General features: G+C 71.7%; 13 protein-coding genes and 2 pseudogenes. 10 read left to right on the top strand and 5 right to left on the bottom strand.

Going from position 1 to position 13087, the window contains the following annotated elements; translation table 11 throughout:
• The first annotated feature begins 67 nt into the window (after positions 1 to 67).
• Together OG700_RS22275 and OG700_RS22270 are read left to right on the top strand one after the other, a co-directional pair.
• Positions 68 to 2392: a heavy metal translocating P-type ATPase gene (locus OG700_RS22275; RefSeq protein ID WP_405616230.1), complete on the top strand. Its 2325-nt coding sequence runs from the start codon at positions 68 to 70 to the stop codon at positions 2390 to 2392.
• Between the two features lie 215 nt (positions 2393 to 2607).
• Positions 2608 to 3462 (top strand): annotated as a pseudogene (locus OG700_RS22270) (ThuA domain-containing protein); the annotation flags it as partial.
• 44 nt (positions 3463 to 3506) lie between these two features.
• Here the strand turns inward: OG700_RS22270 and OG700_RS22265 are convergent.
• Genes OG700_RS22265 through OG700_RS22255 form a run of 3 tightly spaced genes read right to left on the bottom strand, consistent with a single transcriptional unit; the run spans position 3507 to position 5142 of the window.
• A complete protein-coding gene (locus OG700_RS22265; RefSeq protein WP_405616228.1) occupies positions 3507 to 3893 on the bottom strand; it encodes an Asp23/Gls24 family envelope stress response protein in 387 nt (128 codons plus the stop codon).
• Positions 3890 to 4612, bottom strand: coding sequence for a hypothetical protein (locus OG700_RS22260; RefSeq protein WP_405616226.1), 723 nt, complete (start codon positions 4610 to 4612; stop codon positions 3890 to 3892). Before OG700_RS22260 ends, OG700_RS22265 begins: the two co-directional genes overlap by 4 nt.
• Positions 4603 to 5142, bottom strand: a complete 540-nt coding sequence (locus tag OG700_RS22255) for an RNA polymerase sigma factor (protein ID WP_405616224.1) — start codon at positions 5140 to 5142, stop codon at positions 4603 to 4605. Before OG700_RS22255 ends, OG700_RS22260 begins: the two co-directional genes overlap by 10 nt.
• A gap of 275 nt (positions 5143 to 5417) precedes the next feature.
• Here OG700_RS22255 and OG700_RS22250 point away from each other — a divergent pair, with 275 nt between their 5' ends.
• The 7 genes and pseudogenes from OG700_RS22250 to OG700_RS22220 all read left to right on the top strand — a co-directional run bounded on the left by OG700_RS22250 (position 5418) and on the right by OG700_RS22220 (position 11001).
• On the top strand, positions 5418 to 5948 hold the full coding sequence (locus OG700_RS22250) for an Asp23/Gls24 family envelope stress response protein (RefSeq protein WP_405616222.1): 531 nt from the start codon (positions 5418 to 5420) through the stop codon (positions 5946 to 5948).
• 8 nt (positions 5949 to 5956) lie between these two features.
• Positions 5957 to 6142, top strand: coding sequence for a hypothetical protein (locus tag OG700_RS22245; RefSeq protein ID WP_405616219.1), 186 nt, complete (start codon positions 5957 to 5959; stop codon positions 6140 to 6142).
• Positions 6139 to 7170 (top strand): DUF6286 domain-containing Asp23/Gls24 family envelope stress response protein, encoded by a 1032-nt coding sequence (locus tag OG700_RS22240; RefSeq protein WP_405616217.1) that lies wholly within the window; start codon positions 6139 to 6141, stop codon positions 7168 to 7170. Before OG700_RS22245 ends, OG700_RS22240 begins: the two co-directional genes overlap by 4 nt.
• A complete protein-coding gene (locus OG700_RS22235) occupies positions 7142 to 7792 on the top strand; it encodes a hypothetical protein (protein WP_405616215.1) in 651 nt (216 codons plus the stop codon). The genes OG700_RS22240 and OG700_RS22235 overlap by 29 nt, the downstream gene beginning before the upstream one ends.
• Positions 7793 to 7947: 155 nt before the next feature.
• Positions 7948 to 8769, top strand: a pseudogene (locus OG700_RS22230) (YihY/virulence factor BrkB family protein); the annotation flags it as partial.
• Between the two features lie 90 nt (positions 8770 to 8859).
• Positions 8860 to 9606, top strand: coding sequence for a hypothetical protein (locus OG700_RS22225; protein ID WP_405621878.1), 747 nt, complete (start codon positions 8860 to 8862; stop codon positions 9604 to 9606).
• An 87-nt stretch (positions 9607 to 9693) separates the two neighbouring features.
• A complete protein-coding gene (locus tag OG700_RS22220) occupies positions 9694 to 11001 on the top strand; it encodes a Cmx/CmrA family chloramphenicol efflux MFS transporter (protein WP_405621876.1) in 1308 nt (435 codons plus the stop codon).
• A gap of 271 nt (positions 11002 to 11272) precedes the next feature.
• Here the strand turns inward: OG700_RS22220 and OG700_RS22215 are convergent, their stop codons facing one another.
• Entirely contained in the window at positions 11273 to 11542 is a 270-nt protein-coding gene (locus tag OG700_RS22215) for a DUF4031 domain-containing protein (protein WP_405616213.1), read from the bottom strand.
• Positions 11543 to 11549: 7 nt separating this feature from the next.
• A complete protein-coding gene (locus tag OG700_RS22210) occupies positions 11550 to 11948 on the bottom strand; it encodes a hypothetical protein (protein WP_405616211.1) in 399 nt (132 codons plus the stop codon).
• A gap of 144 nt (positions 11949 to 12092) precedes the next feature.
• Between OG700_RS22210 and OG700_RS22205 the strand changes: the two genes are divergently transcribed.
• Complete coding sequence (locus OG700_RS22205) at positions 12093 to 13010, top strand: MurR/RpiR family transcriptional regulator (RefSeq protein WP_405616209.1); 918 nt, start codon at positions 12093 to 12095, stop codon at positions 13008 to 13010.
• The last annotated feature ends 77 nt before the right edge of the window (positions 13011 to 13087 follow it).

Raw genomic sequence — 13087 nt, 5'->3', positions numbered from 1 at the left:
AGCCAGATACCCCCCTAGGGTATTTATCAGAGGCGACGCGGATACGACGCAGAGGAGAAGGCCAGTCATGAGCACCACATCGGCAACCGACACACCCGCCGACGCCGCCCACACCCCCGGCGACCCGGCCACCGCCAGGGTCGACGTCGAGCTCGCCATCGGTGGCATGACCTGCGCCTCATGCGCGGCTCGTATCGAGAAGAAGCTCAACCGCATGGACGGCGTCGAGGCGACCGTCAACTACGCCACGGAGAAGGCCAAGGTCAGCTACGCGGGCGGCGATATCTCCGTACAGGACCTGATCGCCACCGTGGAGAAGACCGGTTACACCGCCGCCGAACCACCCCCGCCCCAACCGGCGGGCGGCGGCGGCCCGGATCCCGCGGCGGCAGCCACCACCCACGCCGACGACGAACTGCGCACCCTGCGCGAGCGGTTGATCACCGCCGTCGTCCTCGCCGTCCCCGTCATCGCGATGGCGATGATCCCGGCTCTCCAGTTCGAGTACTGGCAGTGGCTCTCCCTCACCCTCGCCGCTCCTGTCGTCGTCTACGCCGCGTGGCCCTTCCACCGGGCGGCGTGGACCAACGCGAAGCACGGCGCGGCGACGATGGACACGCTGATCTCGGTCGGTACGTCGGCCGCGTTCGCGTGGTCGTTGTGGGCGCTGTTCTTCGGTACGGCGGGCATGCCCGGTATGACCCACCCCTTCGAGCTGACCATCGCGCGCAGTGACGGCGCGGGGAACATCTATCTGGAGGCGGCGGCCGGTGTCACCGCGTTCATCCTGGCCGGGCGGTATTTCGAGGCCCGTTCCAAGCGGAAGGCGGGCGCCGCGCTCAAGGCGCTGATGGAGCTGGGCGCCAAGGAGGTCACCGTCCTGCGGGACGGCCGTGAAGTGACCATTCCCACCGGTGAGCTGCTCGTGGGCGACAGGTTCGTCGTACGGCCGGGGGAGAAGGTCGCCACCGACGGCACGGTGGTCGAGGGCACATCCGCCGTCGACGCCTCGATGCTGACGGGCGAATCCGTACCGGTCGAGGTCGGACCCGGTGACAGCGTCACCGGAGCGACCCTCAACGCGGGGGGCCGCCTCGTCGTCGAGGCCACCCGGATCGGCTCCGACACCCAACTCGCCCGGATGGCGCGCATGGTGGAGGACGCGCAGAACGGCAAGGCCGCGGCACAGCGTCTCGCCGACCGGATCTCGGCGGTGTTCGTGCCGGTGGTCATCGCGCTGGCGCTGGGCACCCTCGGCTTCTGGCTGGGCAACGGGTCGGGACTGACGGCCGCGTTCACGGCCGCCGTCGCCGTACTGATCATCGCCTGCCCCTGCGCCCTGGGGCTTGCCACGCCGACCGCCCTCATGGTCGGTACGGGGCGCGGCGCCCAGCTCGGCATCCTGATCAAGGGTCCCGAGGTGCTGGAGTCGACGCGCAAGGTCGACACGATCGTCCTGGACAAGACCGGCACTGTCACCACCGGCCGGATGACCCTCCTCGGCACGCACCCCGCACCCGGCACCGACGCCGACGAACTCCTGCGCCTCGCAGGCGCGCTGGAGCACGCCTCGGAGCACCCCATCGCCCGCGCGATCGCCGCCGGAGCCACCGAACGGACCGGCACCCTCCCCACTCCCGAGGACTTCGCGAACATCGCGGGCCTCGGAGTGCAGGGGGTCGTGGAGGGCCACGCCGTCCTCGTGGGCCGCACGAAGCTGCTGGCCGAGTGGGAGATCCGGCTCCCGGAGGAGCTGGAGGCCAAGAAGAAGTCGGCGGAGACGGCGGGCCGTACCGTCGTCGCGGTCGCCTGGGACGGTGAGGCGCGCGGCATCCTGGAGGTCGCCGACGCGGTCAAGGACAGCAGCGCCGAGGCGATCCGGCGGCTGCGTGGCCTGGGGCTCACGCCCATCCTGCTGACCGGGGACAACAGGGCCGTCGCCGAGACGGTGGCGAAGGAGGTCGGCATCGACGCGGCTGACGTCTTCGCGGAGGTCATGCCCGAGGACAAGGTCGATGTCGTCAAGCGCCTCCAGGCGCAGGGCAAGTCGGTCGCCATGGTCGGCGACGGGGTCAACGACGCCGCCGCGCTCGCCCAGGCCGACCTCGGCCTCGCCATGGGCACCGGCACGGACGCCGCCATCGAGGCCGGGGACCTCACCCTGGTCACCGGCGACCTCCGGGCCGCCGCCGACGCCATCCGCCTCTCCCGCCGCACGCTGGGCACCATCAAGGGCAACCTCTTCTGGGCCTTCGGCTACAACGTCGCGGCGCTTCCCCTCGCGGCGGCCGGACTGCTCAACCCGATGATCGCCGGGGCGGCCATGGCCTTCTCGTCGGTCTTCGTCGTCGGCAACTCCCTGCGGCTGCGGGGCTTCAAGGCGGCTGGCTGAGCGGTCGGGCGGGCCGGCCGGCCGGTCGACAGGCGTCGGCCGACCGGTCGGCGCCTGGTCCAGACCAGAACCTCGACAGGGTGGCGCTTCACTTCTCAGATCGAAGAAGTGAAGCGCTTTCTGCTGTTTCCCGCTTCTCACTTTCCACCTCCCGCTTCTCGGTCCACCTGTCTGTCATATGCATGGCAGTCCCCCACTCAGGAAGGGATCGTCACATGCTCCTCACCAGGACACGTTCCACGCACCACCCACTCCGCCCATTCCGCCTGTTCCTCCTGCTCGCCGTCCTCCTCGGCCTCGCCGCGACACCTGCCATCGGCCGCGTCGCGTCGGCCGCTGAACCGGCGCCGCAGCGGGCCGCGGACTTCAAGGTGCTCGCCTTCTACAGCGGCACCTGGGACGCCGCGCACATCAACTTCGTACAAGAGGCGAACAGGTGGTTCCCCCAGACCGCCACGGCGAACAACTTCTCGTACGAGTCGACCAACAACTGGAACCGGCTGACCGGTAGCGGCCTCCAGGGCGTGGACGTCGTCCTGTTCCTCGACGACCTGCCGCAGAACGCCGCGCAGCGATCGGCCTTCGAGCAGTACATGCGCGGTGGCGGCGGCTGGATGGGCTTCCATGTCGCCGCCTTCACGACGGGTGCCCAGCAGTGGCCCTGGTACCACAACGAGTTCCTGGGCAGCGGAAACTTCAAGTCCAACACCTGGGGCCCGACCACCGCCAAGCTGAAGACCGAGAACTCCTCACACCCGGCGCTCACGGGCACTCCCGCGACGTTCACCTCGTCGGTCAGCGAGTGGTACAGCTGATCGAACAACCTTCGGTCGAACCCCGCCGTCAAGATCCTGGCCTCGGTCGACCAGTCGAGCTTCCCGCTGGGCACGGACCCCAACCAGTCCTGGTACAGCGGGGATTACCCGATCCTGTGGACCAACTCCAACTACCGGATGCTGTACGCCGACTTCGGCCACAACGCCATGGACTACGACACCAACACGGGCCTGTCGTCCACGTTCGACAGCGAGACGCAGAACCGCTTCGTGGTCAACGGCCTGAAGTGGCTGGCCGCACGGTGACCCGCCGAACCGCTGACCCCGTCGAGTCGGTCTCAGACGAGGCCGGTGACCGTCACCGTGACAGCCGCCCGTATCCGTCCCGTGTCACCGGCCTCCCCCAAATCCGCCGTCACGCCGAGCACCGCGTCCCGCACGGCGCGCGTCACATCCAGCGTGCGGTACGTCCGCCGGGCGACGAACTGGACCTCGATGTGCCAGGAGGCGGCATCTCCGCCCGGCCGCACCCGGACGCCGGACTTCCGCCGGTCGCGCGACGCGTACGACGCCCGGACCAGGTCGGCCAGTCCGGGCCTTAGGAAGGCCACCCCCGGCACCCGCTCCACGGCGTCGACGGCGGCCAGCGCCAGCCGGTCCTTCGTCGCGCCGGCCGCGCCGACCGCGTTGGTCGCGCCGGTCGCACCGGTCTCGTTCCGTGTCATCGGCTCTCTCCCTCGTCTCCGTCGAAGAGATCGATCACGAGCACGTCGATGCTCTCCACCTCTATACCGATGGTGTCGCGCGCCGACTCCGCGACCCGCGTCCGGACCTCCTCGGCGAGTTCCGGCAGGCTGAGGTGGACCCCGGCCGCCACTTCCAGCCGTACGCGGACGGGGCCACGCTCGCGCGGACTGATGCGGCAGCTCCCCGCCCGTACCCCCGGCACGGACTCGGCGGCGGCCCGGAAGGCGCGCGCCGCCGCCGCCTCCACGATCCACAGGTCGTCATCGGGCTCGCCGAGCGGCAGCGGGCGGCCGGGCCGCAGCTCCAGCCGCACGATGTCCATGACGCGGGCGGTGAGGTCGGAGACCTCGGCCGGATCGGGCGGCTCGGCCCCCCGCGTCCGGTCCACGGCCTCGCCGAGGGCGGCGAGGTCGGCCAGCGCCGCGGAGCAGTACGGGCACTCCACCAGATGCGGGTCGCTGACATGCCAGCCGGCGATATCCGGGGCGCTGACCTGCGGGCCGGCGACGCCGGGCGAGCCCTCGACCGCGTCCCAGGCCTCCCAGACAACGCTCAACTCCCTTCCGCACGGCAGAAGTTCGGCACCGGCCTCGGCACCGGCCTCAATGCCGGTCCCGATGTCGGACTCGTCGGATTCCCCTTCGGCGCCCACGCCGTTTCCGGGGCCGGGGCGGCCGGGATGCGCGTTCAGCGCCATGCGCTCATCGCCTCCGTCAAATAGCGGCGTGCGCGGAAGACCCTGCCCCGGACCGCCACCAGGCTGATCCCGACCGTCTCCGCGATGTTCTCGTAACTCATCCCGTGCAGCTCGCGCAGCACCCAGCAGGCGCGCTGCTCGGGCGAGAGCCCGGCCATGGCCACCGCCAGCGCGCGCACGGCGGCGTGCGACTCGGCAACGCGCGCCGGGGAGGACTCGTGCTCGGGCGCGGCCGGTTCGGGCACGGAGTCGAGGTCCGTCGCCGGGCGCCGGGCGCGCAGTTGGTTGAGGCACCGGTTGGTGACGATCCGGTACATCCAGGTGCTGAACTCCGCGTCGCCCCGGAACTCGGGCAGCTTGCGCCAGGCGCTCACGAAGGCGTCCTGCACCGCGTCCTCGGCCTCGGTCCGGCTGCCGAGAAGCCGGGTGGCCAGTTGGAGCATGACCGGCCCATAGTCACGCACGAGTCTCTCGAACGCTTCGTCGTCGCCTTCGCCCGCACGTACGGCCAGCAGGTTGTCGCCGGGCACTCACCGACTCCTCTCGCCGACTCGTCGTATCTCTGTCCGTATATCTCTGTCCGTTCCGTGTCCGCGTTTCTCGATCGGACATATCACTTGGACACACGGCCTGGCCGATCGTCACGCGACGACATCGAAAATCTTGAGAAATCCGAGAATCCCGAAAACTTCGAGCTCCCGCGTAACGAATTCCGGGCACCCGTGTCGAACGAGTTGAGAGTCCGCAAGAACCGGCGAACTCGCGTAATGACAAACGACATACGACACACGAGGAGGGCTGTCCCATGGCAGCGACCCAGACCCAGGAAGTGTCCCCAGTCTCCGCGAAGGCCGCGACGGGCCAGGGCGTGAGCACGACGAGCCCCGGCACCGGCGGCTCCACCACCCTCGGCAGTGGTGCCACCGGCGCGTCCGAGCCCGCCGCGACGCGTGGCCGGACCTCCATCGCGGACGTCGTCGTCGTGAAGATCTCCGGCATGGCGGCGCGCGAGATCCCCGGTGTATACGACATGGGCGGCGGCCTGTCCCGGACGCTCGGCGCCGTGCGCGACCGTGTTCCGGGCGGACGCCCCAACGTCGGCCGCGGCGTCAAGGTCGAAGTCGGTGAGCGCCAGACCGCCATCGATCTGGACCTGGTGGTGGAGTACGGCGTACCGATCACCGATGTCGCCCGCGACGTACGCGAGAACGTCATCGCGGCCGTCGAGCGGATCACCGGCCTTGAGGTGGTCGAGGTGAACGTCACCGTCAATGACGTGCATCTGCCCGACGACGAGGACGAGTCGAGCAGCGGCACCGACACCCGCGTCGAGTGAGCGGCCCGATGAACACGTCGTTGGTGGGTCTTGTCGTCGGCATGGCCCTGGGCTTCGCGGGCTGGTTCGGCGGATTCGGGGCGTTCCTGGTGGTGGCCGCGCTGGGCGCGGTGGGGTTCGTGGCCGGCCGGCTGGTCGACCAGGGCATCGGCCTGCGTGAGTTCCTGGATCCGGACGAACGGAATCGCCGGTGAGCGCGGCCGCCGGGGAGCCCGTCCCCGTCCTTCCACCGGCGGACCGTGGCGCGACACGGATAGCGGACCGGGTGGTACGGCGGGTGGCGGGCCGGGCCGCCGAGGAGATTCTGCGACCAGGCGGGGGTGAGGTGATACGTGCGTCGGCCGACGTGCGCGGCAGCCGGGTCGACAGCATCCATCTCGACGTCGGCCTGGCCTACCCCACGCATCTTCAGACGTCCGGGGCCGAACTCCAGCGACGGGTGACGGAACGCACCGCGCATCTCACGGGCCTGACGGTCGGTCGTACGGCGGTCCGGATCACCCGCCTCGCCCAGTCCCCGGCACAGGCAGCAACCGAGTCGGTGTTGGTGGGCGCGGCCGAGTCCGCCGCGCACCGCGCCGGCCACCGACCCTGGTCGCAACGCCGCGCCCCGGCGGCCGTGTTCGCACTGATCGGCGCGGCCGTGTGCGGGACGCTGCTCGCCGGTGTCGTCGCGGTGGCACTGGGCCGCGAACCGTCCGGTGTGCGGCTGCGCACGCTGGACTGGCTGACGGCCCACGGTCCCGCCGACACGGCGGTGGCGGTCGGCGCCGCCGTGGCGACGGTGGCCGGCCTGTGGACGCTGTTCACGGCGGTCACACCCGGACTGCGCGGGCGCCTGGCGATGTCGGGTCCGGCGGCCACCGCTGCCTCGACCACTGCCGCCATCGACAGGTCGGCGGTGGCCGCCCTCGTACGTCATCGCGCGGCCGACGTGTCCGGCGTCTCGCGCGTACGGGTCACGGCCGGGCGGCGCCGGATCGCCGTACGCGCACGGATCAGTTTCGGCGACCCGGGCGAGACGCGCGGCGCCCTGACCCACGCCACGCAGGACGTGGTCGCCGGTCTCGGTCTGGCGAAGCGGTCGCGTGTGCGGGTCCGCGTCAGCCGCGACGCGTACTGGCAGCCACCCCGCGACCAGAGGCACCACCCGAACCCCGACCCGAACCACGAACAGAAGGAGGTCCCCGCCCATGCCCCGTCCCCGCCCCCGGCTCCGTAGCGCCGTCGACCGTACCCTGCTGGCGGTGATCGGCGCGGGTCTGACCGGTGCGGGCGCGTGGGTCCTGACCGGCGACGAGACCGTACGCGGGCACCTTCCCGGCTGGTGGCCGGCGGCGGCCACCGTCCGCCCCGACGCCGCCCTGGCCGACCGCAGCCTGCTGTCCAGGCTGCGCGACCACGGCTGGTGGACCCCCGCCGTCATCGCCGCACTCGCCGTCGCGTTCCTGCTGCTCATGTGGTGGCTGCTGGCCCAGCCCCGGACCGGGCAGCCGCGCACGCTTTGCCTCCCCCGCCCGGGACTCGGGCTGCGCACCCGTGCGCTGACGGCGGCCATGGAGGAGCGGACCGAGCGGATCCCCGGGGTGAACCGCGCCCGTGTGACCCTGTCGGGCCGGTCGCACCACCTGCGCGCGACGTTCTCCGTACGGCTGGAACCGGACGCCACCCCCGCCGATGTCATACGGCGGATCGACACGGGCCCTGTCGCCGACGCGCGCACGAGCAGCGAAGGCGCGCGGCGCATCGACGCGGTCATACGGCTCCGGGCCCCCGCCCGGGCCCCCGCCCGGTCGCGCGGCGTGCTCCGCCGGGCCGACACCACACGTGCGCCGCTGCTCTGAGCCGCGTCGCAGGCCCGCCACAGGGCACCCTGAGGTCAAGCACCACGGCAGGACGGCCGCACGGCCGTGCCCGACAACCGCCCGCCAACCCGCCAACCCCACCAACCGCCCGCCACCCATCGACCGACCTCCCACCTCCGAACGGGGAAACGAGAGTGCCCAAGTCCCGCCCGGCACACGCCTGGTGGCACCCGCATCCGCCGCGCCCCAAGCGTCCGCCACGCGACGGCCGCCGCTACGTCGTCGCGCTCCGTCGCACCCCGTTCGCCCTGTGGCGGGACGATGCCACCGACTCGGCCGCCGCCCTCACGTACTACACCGTCCTGGCGATCATCCCGGCCCTCCTGGTGACCGTGGCCTCCATCGGCCTCGCGGGATCCAAGGCGACCGGCGAACTGGCCGACCAGATCACGTCCCTCGTCCCGGCCCAGTCCCGGCAGCTGATCCACGGTGCGCTGACACAGATGACGCACCAGCGCACCGCGGCCTGGCTGCTGACGATCTTCGGCACGGTCGGCGCGCTCTGGTCCGCCTCCAGCTATCTCGGCGTCTTCCGCCGGGCGCTGCACCGCATGAACGGCGCCGTCGACCACCGTCCGCCGTGGCGTACGGCGCCGCGCATCGTGATCACGGCGTGCGCGCTGCTCGCGCTCCTCGTGGCGAGCGCGTTCACGCTGGTGCTGACGGGTGACGCGGTACACCGGATCGGTCCGCTGCTCGGCATCGGGAGCACGGCGTCCGTGCTCTGGACCGTCCTGAAGTGGCCGCTGCTGCTGGCGCTCGCGGCGGTCCTGGTCCTCATCGTGTTCCGTACGGGCCCGCCCGGCACCCGCCATCTGCGCAGAGCGCTGCCCGGCGGAGTGCTCGCCGTACTGCTGTGGCTGCTGATGTCGGCGGGATTCGCGCTGTACGCGGCCCACTCGGGGACGTACAGCCGGCTCTACGGCTCGCTCGCGGGCAGCATCGTCTTTCTCGTCTGGCTGTGGCTGTCGAACCTGTCGCTGGTGGCGGGCGCCCAGTTCAACGCGGAGTTGGCCGCCGGGTCGCGGGATCTAGGCTCACCCTCCATGGCAGCAGCTCACGACACCCCCGGCACCGGCCCCGAAGACAGCCGCCGTGACGACAACCCCAACGACAACCCTGACGACAACCCGGCCGTCAGCCCCGACGACGGCGCCGCCGACACCCTCCGGGTCCGCTGGCTGCGGGCCCTCACCGCCCTGCGGGGCCAGGTCACCACGCCCGACCCACTCCCCTACGCCGACAACCTCCTGACCCGCTGGGCCGAGCCCCAGCGCCGCTACCACACCACCGATCACCTCGTCGCCGTCCTGGACCACATCGACACCCTCGCCGCGCACGCGGCCGACCCCGAGTCCGTACGCCTCGCCGCCTGGTTCCACGACGCCGTCTACCGCCCCGACCGCTCCGAGAACGAGGAGCGCAGCGCCGTCCTCGCGATCCGCGCGCTCACCGAGGTGGGCGTCCCGGCCGCACGTACGGACGAGGTCGCCCGCCTCGTCCGCCTCACCGTCACCCACGACCCGGCGCCCGGCGACACCAACGGCGAGGTGCTGTGTGACGCGGATCTCGCGGTCCTGGCGGGCGAACCGGAGGCGTACGAGGCGTACACCCGCGCCGTACGGGAGGAGTACGGCTTCGTCCCGGACGACGCCTTCCGGGCGGGCCGGGCGGCCGTCGTTCGCCAACTCCTCGACCTGCCAAGGCTGTTCCGTACGCCGCACGGTGCGGCGGTCTGGGAGGAGCGGGCCCGTGCGAACCTCACCACCGAGCTGGAAACGCTCAGCCCCTGACCGGGCGCGGCGGGAATGGCGTGCCCGGGGGCCGTGGTTGTACGTGCCATGCCTGACTCCGCTCCCGTCGCGCCCAGCCGCGCCCGCATGCCCCTCGCCGTGTACATACTCGGGCTCTCCGTCTTCGCTCTCGGGACCAGCGAGTTCATGCTGTCCGGGCTGCTGCCGCCGATCGCCGACGACATGGATGTCACCATCCCGCAGGCCGGTCTGCTGATCTCGGCCTTCGCGATCGGCATGGTGGTCGGCGCCCCGCTGCTCGCCGTGGCGACGCTGCGGCTGCCGCGCCGTACGACGCTCATCGCGCTGATCTCCGTCTTCGGCCTCGGCCAGGTCGCGGGCGCGCTCGCGCCCACCTACGAGGTGCTCTTCGTCTCACGCGTGGTCAGCGCGTTCGCGTGCGCGGGCTTCTGGGCGGTCGGCGCGGCGGTCGCGATCGCGATGGTGCCGCAGACGTCACGCGCCCGCGCGATGGCCGTGATGATCGGCGGGCTGTCGATAGCGAACGTGCTCGGGGTGCCGGCGGGGGCGTTCCTCGGTACGCATCTGGGCTGGCGTTCCGCGTTCTGGGCGGTGGGCGCGGCGTCGGCGATCGCGCTGGTCGGTGTCGCGACGCTGATCCCGCGCATCCCGCTGCCGGAGCGGAAGCCGGAGCTGCGGCGCGAGCTGCTGATCTACCGCGACCGCCAGGTGTGGCTCGCCATCGCGATCACGGCGCTCGCGGCGGGCGGCGTCTTCTGCGCGTTCTCCTACCTGGCCCCGTTGCTGACGGACGTGGCCGGGCTGGACGAGGGCTGGGTCCCCTCGGTGCTCGGGCTGTTCGGCGTCGGCGCGCTGATCGGCACGGTGATCGGCGGCCGGGTCGCGGACGCGCATCTCTTCGGCGTGCTGCTGGGCGGGGTGGTGGCGTCGACGGTGTTCCTGGCCGCGCTTGCGCTCCTCGCGTCGAACGCGGTGGCGGTGGTGGTGCTGTCGCTGCTGCTCGGCTTCTCGGCGTTCTTCACGGCGCCGGCGCTGAACGCCCGGATGTTCAACGTGGCGGCGGCGGCCCCGATCCTGGCGGGCGCGACGGCGACGTCGGCGTTCAACCTGGGCAACACGGGCGGCCCCTGGCTGGGCGGCACGGTGATCGACGCGGACTTCGGCTTCGCCTCGACGGCGTGGGCGGGGGCGGCGATGACCCTGGTGGCGGTGGGCCTGGTGGCACTGGCGATGCGCCACCAACGCCCGGGCCGTACACGCGTGATCGCGACGGGTTCGACTACGACCGAGCCGCCTCACGCCCACCCGGCGAAGACCTCGAAGACCTCGAAGACCTCGAAGCCCTCGAAGAGCTCGACGATCTCGAAGCCCTCGAAGACCTCCCCCGCCGTCTCTGGCCCGTCCGGCGATTGAGGACACCCACCCACACCCCGGCGCGGTGAAGACGCCCCCGGCCACCTGGCGCCTGCCCGTCCGACTGCTCACGCGCACTCCGATGCGCACGCGCAGTCCGAATCGAAGCGTCTCTCCTTGCCGTCGGGCGACGGCAAGAGAAAGACCCGAGTGTTCCCGGCTGGTTCACCAGTGTGTCGTAACCCCTCGTGGTCACGCGGCGGGGAGGAGTTGAAGGATCACGCGGACAAGCCGGCCGCGGCAACCTCCACCGCCTGCCGCCGGAAAGGCCCTACCGCCCGCCCCACCGCTTCCGCCTTCGCAGCCCCGCCGCCGTCAGCCTCCGCACCAACTCCCGCGACCCCACCTCCACCGCACCCGCCCGCACCGCGTCCCCGTACCGGTGCGCCGGCACGTCGTAGTGGTCCCGCTCGAACGCCCGCGCCGGGCACCCGATCCCCGCCGCGAACGTGTGCAGTTCGTCGTACGACACGTCACTCACCAGGTGCGACCACAGCCGCCCGTGCCCCGGCCACGCGGGCGGATCGATGTACACGGTCACGTCAGCGTCACCCGGTTCCCAGGACCGCGCCCAGGGACCCCACCGGCGCCACCACCACGGCCGCCTTCCCGCACACCCAGTGCGGATCCGCGCCCAATTCCGGTTCCACCTCCAGCGCGTGCGGCCCGCCCTCCGCCGCCAGTTCCGTCCGGGACTCGCCGCAGACGGGGCAGAGCGGCCACCGCCCGTGCGTCTGAAGGAGGGCGTCCTGTACGTCCTGGGCGACCAGCCCGGCGACGTACTCGATCCCCTCCGGCCACTGCTCCACCCACCACCGCCGGTGCGACACGGCGTCCTCCACCAGTGAGACGATCTCGGCCCGCGCCACGTCACCCGCCGCGAGATCGGCGAGGACCAGGGCGCGTGCGGTGTGCAGCGCCTGTTCCAGGGGGTTCATGTCTTTCATGCCCCCATTGTCGTACGCACCCATGTACATCAAGCCCGTCCGGCGCTTGAGGGCACTCTTTCAGCCCGTACGGCGCCCGAGGACACCGCGCCCGCAGGCTCCCGCACCCTTGACGTCCTCATGCTATGAAATTATCTTTCAGTCGTGACCAGTGACGTGAAGGAAATTTCCAGCGGCGGCGCTCCACCCGCCCCCGCCGCCCTCGCGGCCAAGGTGCGCACCCTCGCACCCTCCATGACCCGCTCCATGCAGCGCGTCGCCGAAGCCGTGGCCGCCGACCCCGCGCGTACCGCCGCCCTCACCGTCACGGGTCTCGCCGAACTCACCGGTACGAGCGAGGCGACCGTCGTCAGGACCGCCCGCCTCCTCGGCTACCCCGGCTACCGCGATCTGCGTCTCGCCCTCGCCGGCCTCGCCGCCCACCAGGAGTCCGGCGCGGCCCCGGCGGTCACCGCCGACATCGCCGTCGACGACCCGATCGCCGATGTCGTCGCCAAGCTCGCGTACGACGAGCAGCAGACGCTCGCCGACACGGCCGCCGGGCTCGACACCGTCCAGCTCGGTGCCGTCGTCACCGCCGCCGCCTGCGCGCGCCGCATCGACATCTACGGCGTCGGCGCGAGCGGTCTCGTCGGCATGGACCTCGCGCAGAAGCTCCTGCGTATCGGCCTGATAGCCCACGCGCACAGCGATCCGCACCTCGCGGTCACCAACGCCGTCCAGCTCCGGCCGGGCGACGTGGCCATCGCGATCACGCACTCCGGCTCCACCGGGGACGTCATCGAGCCGCTGCGCGTCGCCTTCGACCGGGGCGCGACGACGGTCGCGATCACGGGCCGCCCGGGCGGCGCGGTGTCGCAGTACGCGGACCACGTACTCACCACCTCCACGGCCCGCGAGAGCGAGCTGCGGCCGGCGGCGATGTCCAGTCGTACGAGTCAACTCCTGGTCGTGGACTGCCTGTTCATCGGGGTCGCCCAGCGGACGTACGAGACGGCCGCACCCGCGCTCGCGGCGTCCTACGAGGCGCTGGCGCACCGCCACACACCGCGCACGCGCTGATCCGCACACCGCCGCACCAGCACACCCGCGCACTGCCGCACCGCGTCGCGTTCGCGTCGCACACGCATCACCACAAC

It is taken from the genome of Streptomyces sp. NBC_01508, from assembly GCF_045040315.1.
Taxonomy (GTDB): domain Bacteria; phylum Actinomycetota; class Actinomycetes; order Streptomycetales; family Streptomycetaceae; genus Streptomyces.
Note: the sequence above shows the minus strand (reverse complement) of the source record. Positions and strands in the feature narration are given on the sequence as shown.